Origin of the sequence: Aeromonas sp. s8 (assembly GCF_040907785.1) — a bacterium.
Lineage (GTDB): Bacteria > Pseudomonadota > Gammaproteobacteria > Enterobacterales > Aeromonadaceae > Aeromonas > Aeromonas veronii.
Genome location: NZ_JBFOCL010000047.1, coordinates 124,964 through 150,425, shown reverse-complemented (window position 1 = coordinate 150,425; position 25,462 = coordinate 124,964). Strand labels below are relative to the sequence as shown.

Genomic DNA, 25,462 nt, shown 5'->3' with positions numbered 1-25,462 from the left:
GATTAGAGGGTATCGGCATCCAGCATGCCATAGCGAATGGCCAGATGGGTCAGTTCCACGTCACCGTTGATCCCCAGCTTGCTGAACAGCCGATAGCGGTAGCTGTTGACCGTCTTCGGGCTCAGGTTGAGCTGCTCGGAGATATCGGTCACCTTCTGCCCCTTGGTGATCATCATCATGATCTGCAGCTCGCGCTCGGAAAGGGACTTGAAGGGATTCTCGTCAGCGGAGGCAAACTGGCTGAGGGCCATCTGCTGGGCAATCTCCGGGGAGATGTAGCGCTGACCGGAGTGCACCAGCCGGATCGCCTGGATCATCTCGTCGGGGGCAGCCCCCTTGGTCAGGTAACCGGCGGCGCCGGCCTGCATCACCTTGGTGGGGAACGGATTTTCTGAATGAATGGTCAGCACTATGATGCGCACATCGGGGCGGATCCGCAGAATTTTGCGGGTCGCTTCCAGACCACCAATACCCGGCATGTTCATGTCCATCAGGATCACGTCCGGATGGTGTTGGCGACAGAAAGTGACTGCTGTCTCGCCGCTCTGTGCCTCACCCACCACCTTGATCCCGCGCACATCTTCAAGAATGCGTCTTATCCCTGTACGCACCAGCTCATGATCATCGACCAGGAATACATTTATCACCCAAACACCCCGTTTTATCTCGTTTTAGCCGCCCGGTTAGGGTTAACAGGGCGTCTTGCATCATAACCAAACTCGTCGCTTTGGCAAACCATGCACGCCAAAAGTTTGAGAAAACCCATGTTTAGCGTTTAAAATCAAATAATTATATAAATTTTCAAAACAAAAAACGGTGCCTTGCGACACCGTTTTTCATGACGTTAGTGCTGTGGCCATCACTTGGCCAAAAAGGCGCGCACCTTCTCCAGATCTGCCTGGGTATCCACCCCGACCGGCGGCGCTTCAAGGGCCTGGGCGACGTGGATCTTCTCCCCGTACCAGAGCACCCGCAACTGCTCCAGCGCCTCGACCTGCTCCAGCACGCTCGGTGCCCAGTCTACGTAACGCTGGATAAAGCCGGCGCGATAGGCGTAGATACCGATATGACGCTGGTAGTGGTCACCAATCTGCTCGTGACTGTTGGCAAAGCGATCCCGATCCCAGGGAATGCTGGCGCGACTGAAGTAGAGGGCGTAGCCATCTTTGTCAGTCACCACTTTCACTGCGTTCGGGTTGAACGCCTCTTCGGCATCCTTGATCGGCACCGACAAGGTCGCCATCGGCGCCGTGGCGGCGGCCAGATTATCCGCTACCTGACGAATGATGGCGGGCGGAATGAGCGGCTCATCCCCCTGCACATTGACGATGATGGTATCGGCGGCAAAGCCGTAGTGACGGCACACCTCGGCCAGACGCTCGGTGCCGGACTGGTGATCCGGTGAGGTCATGCACACCTCGACGCCGGTGCTCTGCAGTGCCTGCTGTACCCGCTCGTCATCGGTGGCAACGATCACCCGATCGGCACCTGATTGCAGAGCTTTCTCCACCACGTGCTGCACCATGGGTTTACCATGGATATCCGCCAGCGGCTTGCCCGGCAGACGAGTTGACGCATAGCGGGCAGGAATGACGACGACGAAACTCATGACGGCAGCTCATCGCTGTTGAGCGGACGGGCACGGTTCTCCAGTAGTACCGGGATCCCCTCTTCCAGCGGATAGGCCAGCTTGTCGAAGCGGCAGACCAGTTCATGAACTGCTTTGTTGTAATGCAGCTTACCCTTGCAGACCGGGCAGGCGATGATGTCGAGCAACTTGATGTCCAAAGCCAAAACGATACTCCTTCAACGATGTCGCGCTGGCGGCTTCATCACGCCAGCGATGGATGTCGAGCAACCAGCTATTCCATGCGGGGCATATTCCCCCCTGCTCCCCCGCCGAGGCGAGAGAGATTAATCTTGTGCCTTGGTTATGCCTTGCGCCTTTCCACTCGTGTTCAGCTTGTGCAACAAGGTATCGAGCAAGGAGGCGGGCAACTCGGCGCTGACCGGCAGATACCACCAGTTATCGAGGGCAAACGGGCGGCACTTGACCGCATCCTTCTCGGTCATCAGCAGCGGCTTGCTGGCAAAGCGCCCCACCAGCTCATCCCGATCGAAGGGGTGATGATCGCCGTAGGCGGCCTGCTGATCCAGCTGATAGCCGAGCCCTTCTAGGGTGGCAAAGAAGCGGGGCGGATGACCAATCCCCGCCAGCGCATCGACCGGCCCCGACAAGGGGGCGGCCAGCGGGGCATCGTCGCGCACCCGGCGCGGGGTGTCGGCAACCAGTTGCATGGGGTACTCCCCCTTGCCCGGCTCGCCGCCGTTGCAGATGATGGCGTCCACCCGTTTGAGACGAGTGACCGGCTCGCGCAGCGGCCCCATCGGCAGCAGGCAGGCGTTGCCGAAACGGCGCGCTCCGTCCACCACCACCAGCTCGATGTCGCGGGCCAGCGCATAGTGCTGCAGACCATCGTCGGTGATGATGATATCCACCTCACCGCTCTGCTCCAGCAGTCGTACCGCGTCGGCCCGTTTCGGGGCAACCACCACCGGGCAGCCGCAGCGCCGGGCAATCAGCATCGGCTCATCTCCGGCCTGCGCCGTAGTGCTGGTCTCATCCAGCCGATAGGGGTAATGGGGCGCCTTGCCACCATAACCACGGCTCACCACCCCTGGGCGATAGCCGCGGGCTTGCAACTGCTCCACCAGCCAGACCACCACCGGCGTCTTGCCGTTGCCCCCCACCGAAATATTGCCCACCACGATCACCGGCAAGGAGGAGCGATACCCCCTGCACCAGCCGTGACGATAGGCGTAGCGGCGGGTGCCGCTGATGATGGCAAACAGCAGGGCAAAGGGGGCCAGCAACCAGCGCCAGCCACTTTTGCGATACCAGAGCCGTTCCAGCATCAGGCCTTGCTTCCCGCGTTGCCAAACTGAATGGCGCGCAGCTGGGCATAGGTGCCGCGCTGCTCCATCAATGCTTCGTGGTTACCGCGCTCGACGATATGACCTTCGTCGATCACCAGGATCTCGTCCGCCTTCTCGATGGTGGAGAGACGGTGGGCGATCACCAGCGAGGTACGCGCCTTGCAAAGCTCGTCGATAGCCGCCTGAATGTGGCGCTCGGACTCGGTATCGAGGGCCGAGGTGGCCTCATCCAGCAGCAGAACCGGCGCATCGCGCAGCAGGGCGCGCGCAATGGCAACACGCTGGCGCTGACCGCCGGAAAGGGATGCACCGTTCTCGCCAACCACAGTGTCATACCCGTTGCTCATCTTGCTGACGAACTCGTCGGCATGAGCGATACGGGCGGCCTGCACGATCTGGTCGCGGCTGTATTTGTCTTCTGCGGCGTAGGCGATGTTGTTGGCCACCGAGTCATTGAACAGGTGAACATGCTGGGAGACCAGCGCGTACTGCTTGCGCAGCTCGCTCAACTTGTATTCGCGGATGTTGATGCCGTCGAGCAGGATCTCGCCCTGATCGATGTCGTAGAAGCGGGTCAGCAGGCTGGCAATGGTACTCTTGCCAGAGCCGGAACGGCCCACCAGCGCCACCGATTTCCCCGCCTCCACCTTGAAGCTGACGTTGTGCAGCGCCGGGGTGTCCTTGGTCGGGTAGGTGAAGGTGACGTTGCGAAACTCGATCTCGCCACGGGCGCGCTCCAGAGTGCGGGTGCCGGTATCCTGCTCCGGCTCGGTGTCGAGCAGACCAAACAGGCTGTGGCAGGCAGTGATGGCCCGCTGGAACTGGTTATTGACGTCGGTCAGGCTTTTCAGCGGCTTGAGCAGCATCATCATGGAGGTGATCATGACGGTAAACGTACCGGCAGTCAGCTCGCTGCGCACACTGTCGATGGTAGCTACATAGAGGAAGGCAGCCAGCGCGATGGAGGCCACCATCTGCACCACAGGGCTGCCGATGGCATCAGCCGCGACCATCTTCATGGTCTGCTGGCGCATGTTGTTGCTGACCTGGAAGAAGCGCTTCTCTTCCACCTTCTGGCCACCAAACATCAGCACCTCTTTGTGCCCTTTGAGCATCTGCTCGGTGGAGGTGGTGATATCCCCTACCGCCTGCTGAATGTGACGGCTGATCTGGCGGAAACGGCGGCTGATAAGGCCGATGATGACACCCACCAGCGGGCCAACCACCAGGAAAATCACCGACAGCTGCCAAGAGTGCCAGAACATCAGGCCGAGCAGACCGACCACGGTCGCCCCTTCCCGCACCAGGGTCACTAGCGTGGTGCTCGCCGCCGAGGAGACCTGACTGGCGTCATAGGTCACCTTGGAGAGCAGGTGGCCGGTATTCTGACGATCGAAGAAGCTCATCGGCATCGCCACCATGTGATTGAACACCTGCTGTTGCAGACGCATCACGACGTGGTTGCCAACCCAAGCCATGCAGTAGTTGGAGAGAAAGTTGGCGACACCGCGCAGGGCCACGATGCCGAGGACGAAGAAGGGCATCCATTTCAAAACGGTGCTGTCGTTGCCATTGATGCCCTGATCGATCAGCGGCTTGATGGAGTAGACAAAGGTGGTATCCACGGCGGCGTAGCCCAGCATCCCGATGATGCCACCGACTAGGCCCAGCTTGCGATCACGGACATAACCGAGCAGGCGTTTGAATACTGGCCAGCTCTCTTGTGAGGTTTCTTGTTGCATGAATAGCCGTTAGTAATGGAAATGACGGGCTATTCTAGCCAAAGCGCAGGCTTACACCAAGCGCCGCCACCTATATCGCATTCCTACACGGCAGAAATGGCCAATTATTGCTCAAACCACACTCGCGGTCGCCACCACTCGCCACTGCGTAGGTACCAAGGGCCTGAATCTCGCTCGGCAGTGACGCTCAAGCCCGCTGCGGTGGGTTTGACCAGCATCGCCCCTTGCTGACCGGTGATCCACTGGCGGGCATCCCGATAGCGGGCCACCACATCGGGACGGGGAAAGCCCCACTGATTCATAAAACCGGCGCTGTGGATCACCTCCTTTGCCGCCACCGCCGCGACAAACGGGGGCGTGGAGGAGGTGCGACTGCCATGATGGGGGCTCACCAGCAAGGTGCTGGCCAACCCCTCTCCCTCCAGCGCCACCAGCCGCTGCTCGGCTTGCCGCTCGATATCTGCACTGAGCAGCACACTGAGCTCGCCATCGCTGATACGCACCACGCAGCCATCGTTATTGCGCCCGCCACCGGGGCGCTCGGGCCAGAGCACTGCAAACGAGAGCCCCTGCCAGCGCCACTGTTGCCCACGCTCGCAGAGCGTCGTTCCCTCACTGAAGGGATAAGAGGAGAGCTCGTGACGCACCGGCATGGCGCTGAGCAGTCGCTTGCGATTGCCGGCATGGTCCCGATCCTTGTGGCTGATGATGAGGCGATCGATGACCCGGATCCCCAGATGGCTCAGCTGGGGCAGGATCACAGCATCCGCCATGTTGTAGCCTCCGGGATAGCGATCACCAGTGTCATAGAGGATGGCGCGCTCCCCCTTGCTGATCAGCACCGCCAGCCCCTGCCCCACATCCAGCACCCGCAGTTGCCAGCGGGCAGGCGTTTGCCAGCACGCCAACACCAGCGCAAGGGCGCCCGGTAACCAGAGCCAGCGTGCCGGGCGCCACTGTGCGGCGAACCAGAGCAGCAACAGCAGGGTGCAGAGTGGCAGCCACCAGGCGGGTAGTGGCCACCACAGTTGCAGTTGATCGGCCAGCCAGTTCAGGAGCGTCAGCACCCACCCGAGCCCCAGACCCGCCAGCCAGAACAGGACATAGGCAAGCGAGGTGGAAAGCGGCGCCAGCAGCACACCGATCAGGGCCAGCGGGATGATGGCGATACAAAAGAGCGGCACCGCCAACAGGTTGATCACCATGGCAAGGGGCGCTATCCCCTCGAACAACGTCAGTTGCAACGGCAGCAGACCGAGCAGCAGCCAGAGCTGGATCTGCCAGAGCCCCGGCTTGTCGTGGACATATCCCACCAGCAGCAGGATGGCCACCGCCAGAAACGAAAGCCAGAAGCCGGCCGAATAGAGGGCGAAGGGATCCCAGAGGGTCAATACCACAAAGGCCCATAACCAGATGCGCCAAGCCGGCCACTCTCGCCGGCTCCAGCGCAGCACACTCCACACCAGCACCATGATCAGGGCCCGCTCGGTGGCCACCGCAAATCCGGCCAACGCGCTGTAGACGGCGGCAAACAGCAGGGAGGTGATGATGGCGCCGCGCAGACCAAACAGCCTGCCCAGCCACCACCCGAGCACCGCCACCAGCGCGATGTGTTGCCCTGAGATGGCGATGATATGGGTCAGGCCGCTGCCGCGAAACAGCTCCCACTGGGCATCCGTGATGCCGCTCTGCTCGCCAAAAGTGAGCGCCGCCAGCAAGGGGGCATGATCAAGTGGGCGCCAACTCTCGGTCGCGGCCCCCAACCAACGTTCACGCCAACCCGCAGGTGCCTGTTGAATGTCGATCACCCGACGCAGATTGCCGGTGGCGGTGATCCCCTTGCCCAGCAGCAGACGCCGCCCATCCAGCCCCGCCTCGTTGGCAAGACCGTGAGCCGGTTTCAACGAGGTCACCAGGGTGATCCGGCTGCCTACCGTCATGGCTGGTAATGCCTGATAGGCATTGACCCTGATCAGGGGCTCAGGCGTCACCGGTTGCTCGTCGAGGGAGCTCACCCGCAGCAGCAGCCGGACAAATTTATCCCCCTCGGGCTCTGCACTTTGCAACTGTGCGGTTATCATGTGGCTCGTCTGATCGCCCAACCGCTCCAGCCAGGCCAGCCGATAGGCAAGATTGGCCTGCATCCAGAGGATGCCGAGCAGGAGAAACAGCCACCGCCAGGCACGGCAACATGCAAGGGGGATCAGCAGGGACAGCAACAGGCCCCCCCATGCGAGTGAAGGTAACCATGGCCAGAGCAGTGAGGAGCTTGCCCCTAGGGCAAACGACAACAGACGCAGATCCATGGAGCAAGTATTTAGCAAGGTTTCAATATGCCCAAACGACTCATTAAACGCTGGATGCCCGATCAGCAAACCCTGAAAGAACACAAGCACCTGCGGCTGTTCGGCAAACTGCTGCTCGATGCCAACCTCTGGCACCTCAACCGCCGCTCGGCCGCCGGGGCATTTGCGGTGGGCCTCTTCATGGCCTGGGTGCCGCTCCCCTGCCAGATGCTGCTGGCTGCCGGTGGCGCCATCCTGTGCCGGGTCAATCTGCCGCTCTCGGTGGCGCTGGTCTGGCTCTCCAACCCCTTTACCATGCCTCCCCTGCTCTATGGCGCCTATCTGATGGGTTGCCAGTTGCTGGGACATTCGGCGCAGCAGATCGAGATTGAATTCACCTGGGAGTGGCTGGTCTCGGTACTGGGCACAGTGGCACCGCCGCTGTTGCTGGGCTCGCTGATCCTGGCCCTGCTCAGTTCTCTTATCGGTTACACCCTGATCCGCACCTTCTGGCGGATCAGCACGGTGCGCCAGTGGCAAAAACGCAAGATGGCCCGCCCATGCTGAGTCGCTGGTTTGCCCGCTTCAAGCTCGATCCCGACACCCTGCGCCAGCAGAAGTGGTTTGCCCTGTTTGGTGAACGACTGCTTGCCCCTGCCCTCTGGCAAGGGGGCACCCGCGCCCTGAGTGGCGCGGTGGCGGCCGGGATCTTCGCCTGCTGGTTCCCCATCCCGATGCATTCGCTCATCGCAGTCGGTCTGGCGCTGGCATTCAGCCTCAACCTGCCACTGGCGCTGCTGGCGGTCTGGTTCAACAATCCGCTGACTTTGCCGTTCATGTACCTCTACGCCTATCGCACCGGTTGTCTGGTACTGCACCAGACACCGGAGCCTTTCCACCTCAGCTGGACCCTCCACTGGCTGGAGCAGGAGGCGGCCACTCTGGTGCCCCCCTTCCTGCTCGGCAGCCTGCTGCTGGCGGTACTCACCGCCCTGAGCGGCGGCGCCCTGACTGCGCTGCTGCTGCAACTGCGCAAACTGTGGCAAGGTGCCCGCCACCAGTGAGTCCCCCTTCCCATTGTTTGACTGTTTGACGATCAGCCGTTGGCGATCAAAAAAGCCCGTCACCAAGGTGACGGGCTTTTTCATGGCATAGTGCCGCATAGTGCCAGAGCATCAGGCGATGCGATTACAGCACCTTAGCAATGGCCTCGCACAGGGGATCGATGTTGGCGCGGGTGATCCCGGCCACGCTGATCCGGCCTGAGCCGACGATGTAGATGGCAAATTCGCTCTTGAGGCGCTCAACCTGATCCTTGGAGAGACCGGAGAAGGAGAACATGCCGTTCTGCTCGCGGATAAAGCTGAAATCCTGGCTCACGCCGAGGGCCGCCAGCTTCTCGACCAGCAGTTCACGCATCTCGCGAATACGCACCCGCATGGCAGCCACTTCTTCGACCCACTCGGCATAGAGAGCCGGATCGCTCACCACGGCGGTGACTACAGCGGCGCCGTGTGACGGCGGGTTGGAGTAGTTGGCACGAATGACGGTCTTGACCTGAGTGAAGGCCACATCGGCGATCTCTTTGGTTGCGCTGACCAGCGTGAAGGCACCGACCCGCTCGTTGTAGAGGCCGAAGTTCTTGGAGAAAGAGCTCGCCACCAGCAGCTCGTCATGGCACTCGGCGAAGATACGCAGGCCTTCGGCATCCTCTTCGATACCACGGGCAAAACCCTGATAGGCGAAGTCAAACAGCGGCAACCAGCCGGCAGCAGCACTCTGCTTGGCCAGCGCGCGCCACTGATCGCTAGTGGGGTCGATACCGGTCGGGTTGTGGCAGCAGCCGTGCAGCAGCACCAGCTCACCCGGCTGCACTTCGGCCAGCGAAGCCTGCATGGCGGCAAAGTCGAGCCCCTTGGTGGCGGCGTCGTAGTACTTGTACCACTTGACGGTCAGGCCCGCGGCCTGGAACACGCTGACGTGGTTGGCCCAGGTGGGATCAGAGATCCAGATGGTCTTGGCCAGACCGTTGCGCACCACGAATTCGGCCGCGATACGCAGGGCACCGGTACCGCCCGGCGCTTGCGCGGTCTTGGCGCGGCCACTGGCAACCAGCGCAGAGTGCTGCCCGAACAGCAGTTGCTGCACGATGCGGCCATATTCGATATTGCCTTCAATACCGAGGTAGTTCTTGGTCTTCTCGTCGGTCAGCAGCTTCTGTTCGGCTTTCTTGACGCAGTGAAGAATGGGGGTGGCACCGGACTCGTCCTTGTAGATCCCTACGCCCAGATTGATCTTGTGGCTGCGAGAGTCAGCGCGGAAGGCTTCGGTCAGGCCCAGGATCGGATCCGCTGGGGCGGCAACAACCTTTTCAAACATGGTATTCCCTGTATTCCGTTGAGTTCGTTGGGTGGCAAAGCGGCTTGATAAACAAAAGCGCTCATCTGGCGAGCGCTTCGTCAACTCTTTATATCACCGCGTTCAATGGGGGAAAACCGCTTTTTGGCTCGCTTTCAGGCCAATTTCAACCAACGGCATGCCACGCTGGCGCCAGCGCACACACCTCGGCCGACAAGCCACCATTGGACTCAACCAAACCGCTACAAACTGCTAACAATGACTTGGGGATCCGGCTCGGTTCCCAGGGCCGGGCCTCAGTCAAAGGTTGGGCATACGCACTGAGGATGGGGGCCAGATCACGAGGCAGCCACCAGCTGGCCGGACGACCCAAGCGCTGGGCCAGCGCCTGCAGCCGATCAACCCCGGCAGGGTCGAGGGCGGTGAGATGACTCCACAACACATTGGGGGGCAAGGCGGCCACCACCTGCTGTAAGGCTAGAGGAGCCGATGGGGGTGCCCACACCAGCAAGGTGCTGGGTTCAAGAGGCAGCTCGGCAAAGGCGCCGACGCTGTCTGTGGTGATCACCCGCTCGATGCTCCCCTCCCCCCACAGGATCTTGCCAAGACCCGCCAGGGTGCGCTCGGGTAGTGCCACCTCTCCCAGCGCCTGCAACCAGGGGGCTGCGTCGATCAGGGTGCCGCCGCTAAAAAAGAGGCTGAACGGCTGGGCGGCGCGCAAGCGCAACAGCTGATCGGCACAGAGCCGGATCCCCTTGTCCTCGAAATCGATCTGCTCGTTGGGGGTGAAGTTCACCTCTGACTTGCGATAGAGCGCCGCCAGCACCCGTTCGTTGACCTGCTCCCCCAATTGCCAGCCCTGAGCATGCAACCACTCCTCTGGCTCGGGGGGAGCGGTGGCGATCTCGGCCAGCATCAGCTCGCGGGTGAGATAGCGCCGCCCGGCCGGGGTGAGCTCATAGCTGTGGCTGCCATGGGCGAGCAGCAGCTGGTTATCCTTGAGCAAGCCCACCAGCGGTTGCCACTGGCGGCCACGGATCACCACTGGTGAGTGGCTCAGCAACTGCTGCGCCAGTGCCCGCCATTCGGGGTGACTAAAGTCGATCAATTACAATCCATCCCTGTCAGTGCTCAATCGGATAAACAGCCTGAAAAGGTACCGTTACAGGCCGATGACGCCAAGCCTCCCGCGCCAATTACGTGACCTCGCTCCCTGCAATTTTCCCCAAACAGAAGAGCCCACCGTGGGGTGGGCTCTTCCTTGGATAACACTCGACGCTCATTCGACGTTGAGGCGCAGTTCGGCATCGTGCCAACCCAGTGGCAGGGTCAGCAACTGATCGATCAGCTCCCGGCGATCGGATTTCTCCAGATAGGCGAGATAGAGCGGGCGGCTCAGCGGCTGGCCCCCCTCCACCAGATGGAGCGCCCCCTTCTCGAGGAAGGGGCTGACCATCCGCCGTGGCAGGTAGGCAGCACCACCGTTGGCCAGCACGAACTGCAACGCCATGCTGGCGGAGCTGGAGTGCAGCACCGGGGTCTTTTGCAGGCTCTGCAAGCGGCTGGGTTGCGGCTCGAAGCTGGTGCCCCAGTCGAGGTGGATGTGCGGCATCTGCATCAGGTTGTCGGCATTGGCGGCCGGATCCCGGCTCACCAGCTCGAACACCAGCTCACCGATGGGATGCAGGGCAATCTCGTCGATCTTGGTGGGCTCGGAGAGCAGGGCCAGATCGAGGGAGCGCTCCAGCAACTGGCGGCAGAGATGCTCGCGGGAAGCTGTTTCCAGCCGCACCGCCAAACCGGGCGCCAGCGCATAGATGTGATTGAGCCAGTCGTTGAAATCGAGCTCCCAGAACACAGCGGGCGCGCCGATGGCCAACTGCTGGCTGAATCCTGGCGAGAGCGCCACATCCTGCTTGGCACGACCAAGGGTGTGCAAGATGGCGTCTGCGTAGGGCAGCAGACGCTCACCGGAGGCGGTCAGGCGGATGTTGTTGCGATGACGGGCAAACAGACTGACACCCAGTTGCTGCTCTAGCTGGCGGATCCGGAAACTCACCGCCGACTGGGTCAGGTAGAGATTTTCAGCAGCCCGGCCAAAATGCCGGGTCTTGCTCACCTCGATAAAGGTCCGAAGCAGCTCGGTATCCATTAATCGATGGACTCGTCACTGCCACCGCCGCTGCCACCACCGACATCAAAGCTGCCGCCACCGCTGCTCTCTTCGCTGGCGCCGCCAACGACAGTGCAGAGGCGATGAACGCGCTTGGGACCGATCACCTTGAGGTATTTGAACCACACCTTGGCATGGGGGTTGGCACCGGCTTCGCCGGATTTGACCTGCTCGACGAAGGCGGACTCGACATCGTCACGGGGTGCAAGGTTGCCCTGGTAGAGTGCCAGCATGGCGGTACCATACTTTTCCAGACTGTCCGCTTCGGCCACAGTGAATTCGCCACTGCGACGCAGGCCACGGGGAAAATGTTTGAAGTCGTTGAAACGCTTGTCTGATTCGAAGCTCATAGTGCTCTTTTTTCTGGTTAGTTTGACCTTTGCGGGCAAGTATCATCAGGCCATCGCCGAGTGCAAAATCAATTTTCTCACTATGTTAATAAATATCTTTTATCGAAGTCACTTTGCCCCATCGTTGACGCCGATTTTGTGGCATAACACACAAAAAACGTTGATAAATAATAAACTTATGTAAACGTGCAGCCAATTTGCACGTCACTTTTTGGACTGCGCAGGCAAAAATAAAGCGCCATACGGCGCTTTATTTATCACATCAGGTGAACCAGCTGAACCTTTGGTTCAAACATGCTTACTCAATCATGGCCGGTTGGGCCAGGTTGTCGGCACGCCACAGACGGTAGCGCACTTCATACTCCTGCGGCACGTAGATCACGAACGGCAGTTTTGAGTTGTAGTTCACGAAGAAGCCCTGACCGTAGATCTGGACGAAGGTCTCTTTCTGCTGGTTATCCGGGCACATCATCAGGGTGCTGATGGGGTCGGAGACTTTGCCCAGTTTCAGGTAGTTGTAGCCCCAGCCTTTGACGCTGTGCTGTTCCAGGTTGCCTGCAAAACGCGGTACGTTGCAATCAACCATCATCTTTTTGCCGACCTGCAGCTCGACCATCATGTCGGCTTCTTTCTCGACTTCAGGCAGGCGGATCACCACACGTTCCTGATTCACGTCAGCGGCTGGGAACATGCTGATATCAAATTTTTTCGGCTCGGCGGCGAAGGCATGGCCACCCAGCAACAAGGCGCCCAGCAGGCTAAAACGCAATACGGTTTTCATCTGTACCTCATGGGGTTGGTTCAACGCCGCTAGACTAACCGCTCTGCCGATTTCATGCCAGCGATCTGCTACGTAAAAACTGCGTAAAATGATGCAGATCCGGCACACCATGACGTGATCTGGCTATTTTCTGACAGGGCGCACACTCCCGTTACGGGAACCTGAAACAAAAAGCGAGGCCAATTGGCCTCGCTTTGCATTCAAATGGCGCCTGGCGGTTATTTAGCCGCCCCTTCATAGGCCTTGATGACGGCGACCGCCTTGTCGGGGAAGTCGCTGAACACCCCGTCCACATCGGCTTGATAGAGGAAGATGTTGAGCAGATCGGTGAAGTCCTTGGCATAGGCCGGGATCTGCCCCTCATCCTGACGGAAGGTATAGGGGTGAACTTTCAGGCCCGCTGCATGGGCTTCTTTTACCATGCCGGTGAAGACCGGTTTGCCCAAAGTGCCCGGCTCGGTGACGATCATCGGTTTCCACGGGCCAATCCCTTCGGCATAGCTGGCGATGGTTTTCATCGCCCCCGGCTTGAACATCCAGTCATAGTTGTAGGGAGTCGCCTTACCCTTGGCGTCGTAGACCATGGTCTCGTTCCAGTCGGTCTCGGCCATCAGCTGCACCAGTTTCAGATCCATACCCATGGCGGGCATCAGCTCGCTGTTGATGCGCTTGAGTTCATCGGCATCGAAGCACTGCAGATAGACCTTGTCATCCTTCCCGGTGTAGCCGTACTCCTTGAGCACCTTCAGCACCGCCTTGGAAATATCCTTACCTTCGTGACGGAACAGCCAGGGTGCTTTGATCTCCGGATAGATGCCGATGTTCTTGCCGGTGCTCTTGTTGAGCCCCTGGATCATCTCGATCTCCTCCTGGAAGGTGTGGATCTTGAAGTCTGACTTCCAGAGCGGGAAGCGGGCCGGATAGACCGGCACCTGCTTGCCATCCACCAGCTGGAACGGCTCGGTCATGCGCAGGGAACGCACCTCGTCCAGGGTGAAATCCACCACATAATAACGGCCGTCCGGACGGGCACGACCGGGGAAGCGCGCCGCCACATCGGTGATACCATCGAGGAAGTGATCGTGCATCACCACCAGCTGGTCATCCTTGGTCATCACCAGATCCTGCTCCAGATAGTCAGCCCCCATGCCATAGGCCAGCGCCTTGGACTCCAGGGTATGCTCGGGCAGGTAGCCGGAAGCGCCACGGTGGGCGATCACCACCTTGCCTTCATCGGCAGCCAACAGGGGTAATGAGAGGGATGCCCCAAGGCTCAAGGCGATGAGGGAAACGGCGAGTTTTTTCATATGTGATGCTCTTTATTATTGTGTGTAGGTAATTGTTCTATCAGAGGTTTGTTGCATATTTACGGTGGAAAGCGGTGGGCAGCAGCGTACTGCCCACCGTCACACATCAGCTCGCCTTGCGCAGAGCCTGATGGTATTGGTCGAGCCAGATCTGCAGCATCTGCTGCTCTGACTCGTTCAGGCGCAGCCCCAGCTTGCTGCGGCGCCAGAGGATATCGTCCAGTGAACAGGCCCACTCCCGTTCGATGAGATAGCGCACTTCCGACTCGTAGAGGCCGCCACCGAAGTGAATGCCGCGATCCTCTTTCAGCCAAAGACGGGCATGGGCGCCATAAGCTTCGGCAATGCGCAGGGCGCTGCGATCATCGAGCCAGTCAAACTCCAGCGCAAAGGCGCGGGCCAGCTCGCGTACCGAGCAGTCAAACTCGCCGCCGGGCAGACGGCTGGTCGCCGTCCAGTCATCCCCCATCTGGCTGAACCAGGGCTTGAGCTTGTTGCAGGCGGCCTGTGCCAGCTTGCGATAGGTGGTGAGCTTGCCACCAAATACCGAGAGCAGCGGCGCGCCGTCAGACTCGCCAGAGAGCTCGAGGGTGTAGTCGCGGGTCACCGCCTGCGGTGAATCTGACTCGTCGTCACAGAGCGGGCGCACCCCGGCGTAAGTCCAGATCACATCTTTCGGCGCAATTTGGCGAGTGAAGTGGGCGTTGACCACCTTGCACAGGTAGGTAATTTCGGCCTCGCTGATCTTCGCTTCCCGCGGGCTGCCGTGGTGCTCCACATCCGTGGTGCCGATAAGGGAGTAGTCCTGCTGATACGGGATGACGAAGACAATGCGGTTGTCTTCGTTTTGCAGGATATAGGCCTCTTCGCGCTCGTGGATGCGCGGCACTATCATGTGGCTGCCTTTAATAAGGCGAATGCCGCGGGGGGATTTCTCGTGCAGGCTCTCGTCGTAGAAGGTCTTGACCCAGGGGCCCGCCGCATTGACCAGACCACGACAGGTGACGGTGAACTGCTCGCCCCCTTCCCGCTCCAAAGTGAGCGTCCAGTGTTTGGATCCGCGCACCGCCTTGATGCAGCGAGTGCGGGTCTGCACATCGGCCCCCTTATCACGGGCCATCATGGCGTTGAGTACCACCAGCCGGGCGTCGTCGACCCAGGCATCCGAGTATTCAAATCCCTTGTTGATCCCCGCGGTCAAGCCATCCTGCGGCAGGAAGCGCACGCCGCAGCTCCCCTTGAGCTTGTCGCGCTTGGCCAGATTGTCATAGAGGAACAGACCGGCGCGGATCATCCAGGCCGGACGCAGGTGCGGACGATGCGGCAAGCGAAAGCGCATGGGACGCGCGATGTGAGGCGCCATACCGAGCAGCACCTCACGCTCCGCCAACGCCTCTTTCACCAGCCGGAATTCGTAATGCTCGAGATAGCGCAAACCGCCGTGGATCAGCTTGCTGGAGTTGGACGAGGTGGCAGAGGCGAGATCTTGCGCCTCAAACAGGGCAACCTTCAGACCCCGTCCTGCCGCATCGGCTGCGATGCCGACCCCGTTGATGCCGCCACCGACGACGACCAGATCATAATGTTCGCTCATGTTCACCTACTTTCATTTTTATGATTGCTATAACAGCAATGTTTGATTTCGCTCATTTTAGAACATGAAAATACAACAAACGAACATTTTATGGCGAAAGTGTGATCGCCACAGCCCGCCAGAGGTGGCAAAGAGGACAGGTCAGCTGAGCAAATGGCGTCGGGCCAACATCGGCGGGTTAATAGCCAAAAAAACCAGATTGAATAGTGGTTTTGGCAATACCCAGAAAGGGGTGAGATGGGTGCAGGGATGGGAGACAAAAAAAAAGAAAGGAGGCCGCCCTGACGGGCGACCGGCACAGCCTTGGCGTGTTTCGCCGTCAGCAGATGTGGCAGGCGATCTGGTGTTGCGCCATCAATCGCGTCAGCTTTTCCGGTGGCTCCTGATCGGTAAAGAGGGCGTGGATCTGGCTGAGATTGCCCAGATTGACCATGGCGTTGCGACCAAACTTGGTGTGGTCGGCGGCCAGAAACACCTGACGGGAGTGGGCGATGATGGCCTGGGCAATCTTCACCTCGTGATAGTCGAAATCGAGCAGGGAGCCGTCGTTGTCGATCCCCGAAATCCCGATGACGCCATAGTCCATGCGAAACTGACCGATAAAGTCGCGGGTCGCCTCCCCCACGATGCCGCCATCGCGGTTGCGGATCTCGCCGCCGGCAATGATGACGGTGAAGTCATCCTTGGCCGTCAGGATGCTGGCCACGTTGAGGTTGTTGGTGACGATGCGCAGCTCACGGTGATCGAGCAGGGCGCGGGCAATGGCTTCGGTGGTGGTACCTATGTCGATAAAGAGCGATGAGCCGTCGGGAATATTGGCCGCTACCTCGCGGGCGATGCGCTCTTTCTCCTTGAGTTGCATCACTTTACGGGCGCTGTAGGCGGTATTGACGGTACTCGAATGCAGGGAGGCACCGCCATGATGGCGCCGGATCTTGTTCTGTTCGGCGAGATCGTTCAGATCCCGGCGAATGGTCTGGGGGCTGACGTCAAAGTGGGTCACCAGATCGTCGGTCGAGACAAATCCCTGCCGCGTCAGGACGTCCAGGATCTCCAGATGTCGTTGGGTTTGCTTCACGCTTGCACTCCGATGATGAGACAAAAAAAGGCCCCGGCAGATGCGGGGCCTTTTGGCAGTTTACCTGATCCCCTTTGGGATCAATAAGCTGAGGATCACGTTTTATGCCTTATGGGCAGCCGCTTTCTTGGCCGCAACGGCAATGTTCTCATGCTTGAGGGTCATCGCCAGCAGGATGATGGAGAGCACACAGGAGACGGTCAGCACCATGAAGCCGCCATCCCAACCGAAGTGGTCAACGGTATAACCCAGCATGGCGTTGGCTGCCACGGCGCCGCCCAGATAACCGAACAGACCGGTGAAACCTGCCGCAGTACCGGCTGCTTTCTTCGGTGCCAGCTCAAGGGCATAGAGACCGATCAGCATGACAGGGCCGTAGATCAGGAAGCCGATAGCTACCAGTGCCATCATGTCGACGGTCGGGTTACCGGCCGGGTTGAACCAGTAGACCAGCACAGCCACGGTCACCAGCACCATGAACAGGATACCGGCTGGCGCACGGCGGCCCTGGAACATCTTGTCAGAAATCCAGCCACACAGCAGGGTGCCCGGAATACCGGCCCACTCGTAGAGGAAGTAAGCCCAGGAGGAGTTGTCGACGGTGAAGTGCTTGGCCTCTTTCAGGTAGGTTGGCGCCCAGTCCAGCACACCGTAACGAATGAGGTAAACGAAAGCGTTGGCGATCGCGATGTACCACAGCAGTTTGTTGTGCAGCACGTACTTGACGAAGATCTCCTTGGCGGAAAACTCCTGCTCGTGGCTCTCGTTGTAATCCTTCGGATAGTCGTTCTTGTACTCCTCGATGGGAGGCAGACCGACCGATTGCGGGGTATCACGCATCACGAAGAAGGCGATCACCGCGATGGCGGCCGCCGCTGCCGCAGGCACATAGAAGGCGCTGCGCCAGTCGTTGAACCAGCCCATCCCGAGGATAAACAGCGGGCCAATCATGCCGCCACCCACGTTGTGAGCCACGTTCCAGACCGCAACCACTTCGCCGCGCTCTTTCTGTGACCACCAGTGCACCATGGTGCGACCGCAGGGCGGCCAGCCCATGCCCTGTGCCCAACCGTTCAGGAACAACAGCACAAACATGATGGCAATGCTGGAGGTGGCCCAGTGCATGGTACCCATCATGAACATGATGGCAGCCGAGAGCAGCAGACCGGCGGAGAGGAAGTAACGGGCGTTGGAACGGTCAGAGACGTTCCCCATCAGGAACTTGGACAAACCGTAAGCGATGGAGACCCCGGAGAGCGCGAAACCGAGATCACCACGGGAGAAGCCCTGCTCGATCAGATAGGGCATCGCCAGACTGAAGTTTTTCCGTACCAGATAGTAGCCGGCGTAACCGAAGAAGATCCCGAAAAACACCTGCCAACGCATGCGTTTGTAGAAGGGGTCGACCTTGTCAGCCGGGAGCCTGTCGATGTGCGCCGCAGGCCTGAAGAGACTAAGCATGTTCTGCTTCCTTATTGTTGTTATGGGCGGTTGAGGATGCCCTGACCATTCCAACGAATCATGTGAGTCCACTAATTCGTAAGCGAGCCTATTGTGCTCATATGCGCTCATTTAATCTGTGATGCATGCTCAAATATTGCAGTTTTATTACAAATAAAAGCTCCAAATGAGAAATCACTCAGCAAGCGCCAACCCTTGTGTGGCAAGGGTTGCGAGCTACCCCCTAAGTGGTAACTGGCGGTTATCAAGATGCTTTACGTCACATTTTCTTAGCAATGAGTGGGATCTTGTCCACATTTCCTATGGAGGGGGGATGGTGAAATTATTGGGAAGGGTTATTTTCTGTCACGACCGATAACGAGCGCAAACGAGCATAACGTTTGCGCAAGACGCAAAAACAACAAGGAAACGTTTTCGGCAGCAACGGATAGACACAAAAAGATAAAACGGAACATCAAACCTCTACGGGTGGATATAAGGAACAAAAGTATGAGCATACAAAGACCCAATACCCTGCTTGGCGAGTGCATCGCCGAGTTTATCGGAACCGGCCTGCTGATATTTTTCGGCGTCGGATGTGTGGCGGCACTGGTGCTGGCAGGTGCCAACTTCGGGCAGTGGGAAATTTCCATTACCTGGGGTCTGGGTGTGGCCATTGCCATCTATGTGACCGGCGGCATTTCAGGTGCCCACTTGAACCCGGCTGTAACCCTGGCGCTGATGACCTTCTGCGGTTTCGACAAGCGCAAGGTGGTGCCCTACATCATCGCCCAGATGGCCGGTGCCTTCTGCTTCGCGGCCCTTGTCTATTTCCTTTATGGTAACCTTTTCACCCAGTGGGAAGTGACCCATAACGTAGTGCGCGGTAGCGTCGAGAGCCTCGGCACCGCCGGGATCTTCTCCACCTACCCCAATGCCCTGCTGACCAATATGCAAGCTTTTGCCGTCGAGCTGGTGATCACCGCCGTCCTGATGCTGGGCATCATGGCGCTGGGTGACAACAACAATGGCGCCCCCAAAGGTTTCGCCGCCGCCCTGCTGATCGGTATCCTGATCGCGGTGATCGGTGCCTCCCTTGGCCCGTTAACCGGTTTTGCCATGAACCCGGCCCGTGACTTTGGTCCGAAACTGTTCGCGTTCTTTGCTGGCTGGGGTGATGTTGCCCTGACCGGTGGTCGTGACAACCCCTACTTCTGGGTTCCGATCCTTGGCCCCATCGTTGGCGCCCAGATTGGTACCGCTCTGTATGTCAAAGTGCTGGCTCCCTGCGTCCCGGGCAACCGTGTCGTCACCACCGAGCAAGCGACCCAAACCGCCAAAGAAGAGGCTGCCGCATAAGAGCGGCCCCCTCCAACGTATAAAAACGTGGAAAATAGAAACGTGGAGAACATCATGTCTGCTGAAAAGAAATATGTCGTCGCTCTGGACCAGGGAACCACCTCTTCCCGCGCCATCGTGTTTGATCAGGATGCCAACATTGTCGGTACCTCCCAGCGCGAATTCACCCAGCACTACCCGAAAGCGGGCTGGGTAGAGCACGACCCGATGGAGATCTGGGCGACCCAATCCTCCGTCTTTACCGAAGTGCTGGCCAAGACAGGCCTGCGCAGCGAAGAGATCGCCGCCATCGGTATCACCAACCAGCGTGAAACCACCGTTGTCTGGGAAAAGGCCACCGGCAAGCCCATCTACAACGCCATCGTCTGGCAGTGCCGCCGCACCGCCGCCATCTGCGAGGAGCTCAAAGCTCGCGGTCTGGAAGAGTACGTTCGCGAGAACACCGGTCTGGTGCTGGATGCCTACTTCTCCGGTACCAAGGTGAAGTGGATCCTCGATAACGTGGAAGGTGCCCGCGAGAAGGCGATGAACGGCGAGCTGCTGTTTGGCACCATCGATACCTGGCTGGTCTGGAAGATGACCAATGGCGAAGTGCACGTCACTGACCCGACCAACGCCTCCCGTACCATGCTCTACAACATCCGCGAGCTGAAGTGGGACGAGAAGATGCTGGACGAGCTGGGCATCCCCATGTCCATGCTGCCGGAAGTGAAACCCTCTTCCGAAGTGTACGGCTACACCACCCGTGGCGGCGGCTCCCGCATCCCCATCGCCGGTATTGCCGGTGACCAGCAGTCTGCCCTGTTCGGCCAGCTCTGCTTTGAAAAAGGGATGGCCAAGAACACCTACGGTACCGGCTGCTTCATGCTGATGAACACCGGCACAGAGCCGGTTCGCTCCAGCAACGGCCTGCTGACTACCGTCGCCATCGGCCCGAAAGGGGAAGTGAACTACGCGCTGGAAGGTGCGGTATTCATGGGCGGCGCCACCATCCAGTGGTTGCGTGACGAGCTGAAGATCATCCACGATGCCCGCGATACCGACTACTTCGCTTCCAAGGTGGGTGACACCAACGGCGTCTATCTGGTACCGGCCTTCGTCGGTCTGGGCGCGCCCTACTGGGATCCGTATGCTCGCGGCACCATGGTCGGTCTGACCCGTGGCGCCAACCGCAACCACATCATCCGCGCCGCGCTGGAATCTATCGCCTATCAGAGCCGCGATGTGCTGGATGCCATGCAGCAGGACTCCGGCATCAAGCTGGCAGCCCTGAAAGTAGACGGCGGCGCCGTAGCCAACGACTTCCTGATGCAGTTCCAGGCTGACATGATGCACACCCCGGTGGTACGTCCGACCCGCATCGAGACTACCGCCATGGGCGCCGCCTTCCTGGCAGGTCTGGCCGTCGGTTTCTGGAAGAGCTCGGACGAGCTGGAAGACAAGTTCAGCGTGGACCGCGAGTTCATCCCGCAGATGGACAGAGACGATCGCGCCAAACGTTACAGCGGCTGGCAGAAAGCGGTTGAGCGTTCACGCCGTTGGGCTGAAGAGGATTGATCGGGCACCCGACATTCCGTTGAGATAAACACCAGAGAGGCCGACCGCAATGTCGGCCTCTCTTTTTAGGCTTTCCCTTGCCGCTTTCTGCCCCCTTCCCCGCTCATTGCTCCCTCCCTTTTTCTGCCGCCCTCTGTTGTTACCATCCGTCACAACGCAATTGAGTTCTCTATCTATAATCATCATCTGGGTCGCATATGCGACCTTATTTATGAGGAGAGCGATATGGAGAGGGCGATACACCGTTTTACACTGCACTCACTCTGGTCAGGGCTCGGGATCCGCACCCGGATCCTCGCTGGCGTGGCGATACTGATGGCCATCGCCATCAGCTGCATCACCTTGATCCTCGAACAGATATCCCACAGTCAGGCCCAGCAGCGGGTCGAACGCTACGAGCTGCCAAGCAGCGTGGATCGCATTGCCAACCAGCTGACAGCGCAGCTTATCCAGCACCTGACCGAGGCGCAAGCGCTGGCCAGCAACCGTTTTGTCATCGACTGGCTGACCGCTGGCATGCCAGAGCAAGAGTGGCCCGCCATGGAGCGCTACTTTCAGGATCTGCAACGGCGGATCGGCGGCAACGTCTTTATCGCACCCCGCCAGAGCAACACCCTGATCAACTTCAGCGGCGGCCCCATCGCCCAGAAATCGCTGAGCGAATCAGACCCGAAAGATGGGTGGTTTTACGGCTTTCTCAAACGCAGCAGACCCTATGAGCTGAACCTCGACATCTCGGATTTTGACAAGCGCGCCTCCCTCTATATCAACACCGCCGTCACCCACGAGGGCAAGACCCTGGCGGTGGCTGGCACCTCCATCGACATGAGCGCCCTGAGCAAGCTCATCAGCGGCTACCGGATCGGCAAGAGCGGTCAGGTCTATCTGGCCGACATGGAGGGCAATATCGAGATCCACCCCGAGCAGGAGGTGGAGGGGGCCGCCCACCACCAGCAATCCTTCCTCGATACCGTCAAACGGCTTATTCCCAATGCCCGGGAACAGGTGGCCGTAGAGGCGCTAACACTGGAGGGACAAACCTACCTCATCGCGGTGCGTTACATCCCCACCCTCAACCGGCTGCTGATTGGCGAGATAAACAGCGCCGAGCTGGAAGAGGGACTGCAGGAATCCCGCCAGCTCATCATCATGGTGTCGCTCGCCATCGGCGGGATCGCCATGCTGGCCTCCGCCTGGCTGGCTCACTCCATCAGTCGCCCGATTCGTCAGGCAGCCGATGGCATGCACCACATCACCGCCGATCGGGATCTGGCGACCCGCCTCGACTTCTCTGACGAGTCGGAGCTGGGCATGATGGCCCAGAGTTTCAATCAGCTGATCCAGAGCCTGAACCAGAGCTTCTCCCGCTTCCAGCAGTCAGGCAGCGCCCTCTCCGCGCAGTCGTCCCAATCCATGCAGCAGGCCCAGGCACTGGCAGGAGAAGCGTGCCAGCAGGCCCAGAGCATTCAGGAGCTGACCACTGTGGTCACCACCATCGGCGACAACGCCGAGCAGATCGCCAGCCGCTCGGAAGGAGTCAACGACGTGACCCAACGCATCGCCAACCATATGCTCAGCATCGAGCAGGATGTGACCCAGAGCGCCGCGCAACTCGACACCTTGCGCAGCAGCATCGGCAGCTCCTCAGCCCTGCTTGATGAGGTGGTGAAAGACAGCAACAACATCACCCAGATCATGAACCTCATCCGCGATGTCTCGAACCAGACCAACCTGCTGGCCCTCAATGCGGCCATCGAAGCGGCCCGGGCGGGGGATATGGGGCGGGGCTTTGCGGTGGTGGCCGACGAGGTACGCCAACTGGCGGTGCGTACCCAGACCGCCACCAAGGATGTGCAGGATCTTATCTTGCGCCTGCAGGAGGGAACCCGGCAGGCCAGCAGCTCGATGGCAGACTCCCGCAACCTGAGCGAAGAGGGATACAACCGGATGAATCAGGCCAGAGAGGTGCTGGTTGATGCCACCAGCCAGATCAACCAGACCGCCCTCGAGATCAACGAGATCAGCGCGCTGGCGCAGGCGCAGAATCAACAAATGGGGCAAGCCAGAACGGCGCTTGACGAGCTGGCCATGGTGGCCGAACACCAGCGGGAACACGCGCAGGAGAGCAATGCCGCCAGCCGCGAACTGTTCGAACTGGCCAAAGCCATCGACGAGCAGATCCGCCAATACCGGATTGGCTAGGCCCGGCGCTTCCCTCTCTCCCTCTCAATAACCAAGACGCCACCACAGGGTGGCGTTTTCATTTTGCAAATCATTTTGCCTGCGCTCTCGAAACGGGAATGACGACAAAAACCGTAAGATATTGATAATTAACATGAAAAAATGTGGAACGGCCATTGCTTAGTGATATCAGACTCAACAGAGGGATATCGCCATGAAACCGACCACCACTCAAGCGCCCGTAGCTCACGTCGCCACTCAAAAAGAGACCCTGACTCCCCGCGAAGGCACCTTCCTGATGATGGTGGCCCAACTGGTGGTGCTCACCTGCATCGTACTGGCCGCCACCGTCGGCGGCCTCTCCTGGCAGTGGACCCTGCTGCTGGCCATTCCGCCGGTGATCGGTGGCGCCCTGCTCAGCCGAGTATGGGGCAAACTGCCCCGCTAACTGCGCTTCAGCTCACACACCTTCCCGAACCGGCGGCCGACCCTCAAGTCGGCCGTCTGTTTATCTGCCACCTGGCTAATGCTGATTGGCCGCACCGAATGAGCGGCTTGTTCTTCGCCACGCAAACCGCAGCGACTCACCGTTCAAACAAACCGCACAAACCAACCTGTGCTACAGAGTATGGCTGCCCAGCTGCTCTTTGAGAAAATCGAGCCAGACCCGCAGTCGGATATCCCGCTGGGCATCGGAGTAGAAGACTGCATTGATGGGGCGCGAGGCGCCACTGTTGCTGCGCGCCAGCACCTCCACCAGCGCGCCACTCTCCCGATCCGGCCCGGTCATGAAATCCGACAGACAGACGATCCCCTGCCCCGCCAGCGCCAGCTGACGCAAGGTTTCGCCGCTGCTGGCACGCAGACTGGGGGTGATGGCAAAGCGATCCCCCTGCTCGGCACTGAGCAGCGGCCAGTGGTTGAGGTGATCGGGATGCAAAAAGCCGAGCAGCTCGTGACCGCTCAGCAGATCCGCCGGTTGGCGCGGGGTGCCGCGCTCGCTCAAATAGCCGGGAGAGGCCAGCAGCCGCAGCCGCGAACGGCCAAGGGGCAGCGCGCGCAGGGAGGAGTCGGTCAGCTCGCCGATGCGGATGGCCATGTCCACCCGCCGCTCCATCAGATTGATAAAGCCCTCCGAGCTGTGCAGCTGCAACTCGATGGCAGGGTAGCGGCGGCGAAACTCGCCGATGATCGGCACCAGCCGGTGCAGGATAAAGGGGGTGGCCGCATCGACTCTCAACACCCCTTCGGGTTGTTCCCGGCGCATCAGCAGATGCCCCTCCGCCTCGCTCATCTCGGTCAGGATCTTCACCGCCCGCTGATAGAACCAGCTCCCCTCCTCGGTCAGACTGACTCGGCGGGTGGTGCGATTGAGCAAAACGGTTGAGAGCTTCTCCTCCAGCCGCTTGATGCCACGGCTCACCACAGAGTTGTCCATGCCGAGGTTCTCCGCCGCCTGGCGAAAACTGCCCGCCTCCACCACCGCCACAAACAGGGTCAGTTCATCAGAATGGGTCTTCATTGCTGTTATCCGGACAAGAGTAATGGGCCTTTATAGGCGCAGCCGCTGTGGATTGGCAAGCGTGCGGTGAGGCCAGTTCTTTTTTTCTACAGAAAAAGAACGTGACCGCGAGCCCACATCATGCCCGCGATTTGTCAGTACAATGCAGCCTGAAAAGCACCGTATGGCACCACTTATTTCACAAGGATGAATACCATGACATTTGAAGAGCGGCTGGCCGCCGCCCATCAGGAGCTGGCTAACAAAGGGGTATGGCATGCCAACTACAATCCACCGCTGTGCAGACTGCTGCGCAGGTTCGGTTATCCCGTCAAACCGCCTCAGTATGAAGGTTGGCTAACCAACGTTCTGGTATTCGGGGTAGGCATTGGTCTGGTATGGGGCATGGCGATGTGGTTTTTCAGTTGGCACCCCATGGGGATAGATCCGCTGTTTGCCCTGCGCCAAACAGCCCTGTTTGCGGGATTCTGCGGCCTGACCATGGCATCTTGGCTCTGGCTACGGCGCAAGCAGCTTAAACTGACCCCGTGGGAGCAACTTGCTGAACCCACCGATGCTGATGATGAGGGAGAAAAACGGCATTAACATCCATGAAAAACTGAACTATGTGGAGTTTTCTGCGCGGGATCTTGCGGCAACTAGGCTGTGCCCCTAGTGTAATTAAAATATCAACTTAAAAACTTAAAAACTTAAAAACTTAAAAACTTAAAAACTATCAAAGACTTAACGCCGGCACAGTGTCCGGATTTAGTTGACCACTACAAATTGACCAATACACCATGAGGACTCATCGCCCCC

At 59.4% G+C, this 25,462-nt stretch carries 23 protein-coding genes; 7 read left to right on the top strand and 16 right to left on the bottom strand.

Features of this window, described 5'->3' with window-relative positions:
* Window positions 1-2 precede the first annotated feature (2 nt).
* The 6 genes from uvrY to AB5Y86_RS16720 form a co-directional block, all read right to left on the bottom strand.
* Window positions 3-647, bottom strand: coding sequence for a UvrY/SirA/GacA family response regulator transcription factor (uvrY, locus tag AB5Y86_RS16745; protein WP_005337448.1), 645 nt, complete (start codon window positions 645-647; stop codon window positions 3-5).
* Window positions 648-859: 212 nt separating this feature from the next.
* Entirely contained in the window at window positions 860-1,609 is a 750-nt protein-coding gene (gene kdsB, locus AB5Y86_RS16740; protein ID WP_021229372.1) for a 3-deoxy-manno-octulosonate cytidylyltransferase, read from the bottom strand.
* The gene (locus AB5Y86_RS16735) at window positions 1,606-1,794 is read right to left on the bottom strand and encodes a Trm112 family protein (protein WP_005347033.1); all 189 of its coding nucleotides are present in this window, start codon (window positions 1,792-1,794) and stop codon (window positions 1,606-1,608) included. Before AB5Y86_RS16735 ends, kdsB begins: the two co-directional genes overlap by 4 nt.
* A 120-nt stretch (window positions 1,795-1,914) precedes the next feature.
* A complete protein-coding gene (gene lpxK, locus AB5Y86_RS16730; RefSeq protein ID WP_368193489.1) occupies window positions 1,915-2,916 on the bottom strand; it encodes a tetraacyldisaccharide 4'-kinase in 1,002 nt (333 codons plus the stop codon).
* On the bottom strand, window positions 2,916-4,679 hold the full coding sequence (gene msbA / locus AB5Y86_RS16725) for a lipid A ABC transporter ATP-binding protein/permease MsbA (protein WP_075115539.1): 1,764 nt from the start codon (window positions 4,677-4,679) through the stop codon (window positions 2,916-2,918). Before msbA ends, lpxK begins: the two co-directional genes overlap by 1 nt.
* Window positions 4,680-4,783: 104 nt before the next feature.
* A complete protein-coding gene (locus tag AB5Y86_RS16720; protein WP_368193487.1) occupies window positions 4,784-6,985 on the bottom strand; it encodes a DNA internalization-related competence protein ComEC/Rec2 in 2,202 nt (733 codons plus the stop codon).
* A gap of 27 nt (window positions 6,986-7,012) precedes the next feature.
* Between AB5Y86_RS16720 and AB5Y86_RS16715 the strand changes: the two genes are divergently transcribed.
* Together AB5Y86_RS16715 and AB5Y86_RS16710 are read left to right on the top strand one after the other, a co-directional pair.
* Entirely contained in the window at window positions 7,013-7,531 is a 519-nt protein-coding gene (locus tag AB5Y86_RS16715; protein ID WP_139411947.1) for a DUF2062 domain-containing protein, read from the top strand.
* The gene (locus AB5Y86_RS16710) at window positions 7,525-8,028 is read left to right on the top strand and encodes a DUF2062 domain-containing protein (RefSeq protein WP_005359699.1); all 504 of its coding nucleotides are present in this window, start codon (window positions 7,525-7,527) and stop codon (window positions 8,026-8,028) included. The genes AB5Y86_RS16715 and AB5Y86_RS16710 overlap by 7 nt, the downstream gene beginning before the upstream one ends.
* Window positions 8,029-8,152: 124 nt before the next feature.
* Here the strand turns inward: AB5Y86_RS16710 and AB5Y86_RS16705 are convergent, their stop codons facing one another.
* The 9 genes from AB5Y86_RS16705 to glpT form a co-directional block, all read right to left on the bottom strand.
* A complete protein-coding gene (locus AB5Y86_RS16705) occupies window positions 8,153-9,343 on the bottom strand; it encodes an amino acid aminotransferase (protein WP_005347039.1) in 1,191 nt (396 codons plus the stop codon).
* A 145-nt stretch (window positions 9,344-9,488) separates the two neighbouring features.
* Window positions 9,489-10,430 (bottom strand): hypothetical protein, encoded by a 942-nt coding sequence (locus tag AB5Y86_RS16700; protein ID WP_368193485.1) that lies wholly within the window; start codon window positions 10,428-10,430, stop codon window positions 9,489-9,491.
* A gap of 171 nt (window positions 10,431-10,601) precedes the next feature.
* The gene (gene hdfR, locus AB5Y86_RS16695) at window positions 10,602-11,474 is read right to left on the bottom strand and encodes an HTH-type transcriptional regulator HdfR (protein WP_005337525.1); all 873 of its coding nucleotides are present in this window, start codon (window positions 11,472-11,474) and stop codon (window positions 10,602-10,604) included.
* On the bottom strand, window positions 11,474-11,845 hold the full coding sequence (locus tag AB5Y86_RS16690) for a DUF413 domain-containing protein (protein WP_005350885.1): 372 nt from the start codon (window positions 11,843-11,845) through the stop codon (window positions 11,474-11,476). Before AB5Y86_RS16690 ends, hdfR begins: the two co-directional genes overlap by 1 nt.
* A gap of 298 nt (window positions 11,846-12,143) precedes the next feature.
* Entirely contained in the window at window positions 12,144-12,626 is a 483-nt protein-coding gene (gene eco, locus AB5Y86_RS16685; RefSeq protein ID WP_005337529.1) for a serine protease inhibitor ecotin, read from the bottom strand.
* Between the two features lie 218 nt (window positions 12,627-12,844).
* Window positions 12,845-13,933 (bottom strand): glycerophosphodiester phosphodiesterase, encoded by a 1,089-nt coding sequence (gene glpQ, locus AB5Y86_RS16680; protein WP_368193483.1) that lies wholly within the window; start codon window positions 13,931-13,933, stop codon window positions 12,845-12,847.
* 106 nt (window positions 13,934-14,039) lie between these two features.
* On the bottom strand, window positions 14,040-15,527 hold the full coding sequence (glpD, locus tag AB5Y86_RS16675; RefSeq protein WP_005350869.1) for a glycerol-3-phosphate dehydrogenase: 1,488 nt from the start codon (window positions 15,525-15,527) through the stop codon (window positions 14,040-14,042).
* A 319-nt stretch (window positions 15,528-15,846) separates the two neighbouring features.
* Window positions 15,847-16,605: a DeoR/GlpR family transcriptional regulator gene (locus tag AB5Y86_RS16670; protein ID WP_005347045.1), complete on the bottom strand. Its 759-nt coding sequence runs from the start codon at window positions 16,603-16,605 to the stop codon at window positions 15,847-15,849.
* 102 nt (window positions 16,606-16,707) lie between these two features.
* On the bottom strand, window positions 16,708-18,066 hold the full coding sequence (glpT, locus tag AB5Y86_RS16665) for a glycerol-3-phosphate transporter (RefSeq protein ID WP_115522284.1): 1,359 nt from the start codon (window positions 18,064-18,066) through the stop codon (window positions 16,708-16,710).
* Between the two features lie 489 nt (window positions 18,067-18,555).
* Between glpT and AB5Y86_RS16660 the strand changes: the two genes are divergently transcribed.
* From AB5Y86_RS16660 to AB5Y86_RS16645, 4 genes are all read left to right on the top strand, one after another.
* Window positions 18,556-19,404 carry an MIP/aquaporin family protein gene (locus tag AB5Y86_RS16660; protein WP_005350866.1) on the top strand — a complete coding sequence of 283 codons (849 nt, stop codon included), beginning with the start codon at window positions 18,556-18,558 and terminating at the stop codon, window positions 19,402-19,404.
* Window positions 19,405-19,458: 54 nt separating this feature from the next.
* Complete coding sequence (glpK, locus tag AB5Y86_RS16655) at window positions 19,459-20,961, top strand: glycerol kinase GlpK (protein WP_005337546.1); 1,503 nt, start codon at window positions 19,459-19,461, stop codon at window positions 20,959-20,961.
* A 225-nt stretch (window positions 20,962-21,186) separates the two neighbouring features.
* Entirely contained in the window at window positions 21,187-23,163 is a 1,977-nt protein-coding gene (locus AB5Y86_RS16650) for a methyl-accepting chemotaxis protein (protein WP_368193481.1), read from the top strand.
* Between the two features lie 193 nt (window positions 23,164-23,356).
* The gene (locus AB5Y86_RS16645; protein WP_005337550.1) at window positions 23,357-23,590 is read left to right on the top strand and encodes a hypothetical protein; all 234 of its coding nucleotides are present in this window, start codon (window positions 23,357-23,359) and stop codon (window positions 23,588-23,590) included.
* A gap of 171 nt (window positions 23,591-23,761) precedes the next feature.
* Here AB5Y86_RS16645 and AB5Y86_RS16640 read toward each other — a convergent pair whose 3' ends face one another.
* Window positions 23,762-24,664, bottom strand: a complete 903-nt coding sequence (locus tag AB5Y86_RS16640) for a LysR substrate-binding domain-containing protein (protein WP_005350862.1) — start codon at window positions 24,662-24,664, stop codon at window positions 23,762-23,764.
* 195 nt (window positions 24,665-24,859) lie between these two features.
* Between AB5Y86_RS16640 and AB5Y86_RS16635 the strand changes: the two genes are divergently transcribed.
* Window positions 24,860-25,249, top strand: a complete 390-nt coding sequence (locus AB5Y86_RS16635; protein ID WP_368193479.1) for a DUF6404 family protein — start codon at window positions 24,860-24,862, stop codon at window positions 25,247-25,249.
* Window positions 25,250-25,462 lie beyond the last annotated feature (213 nt).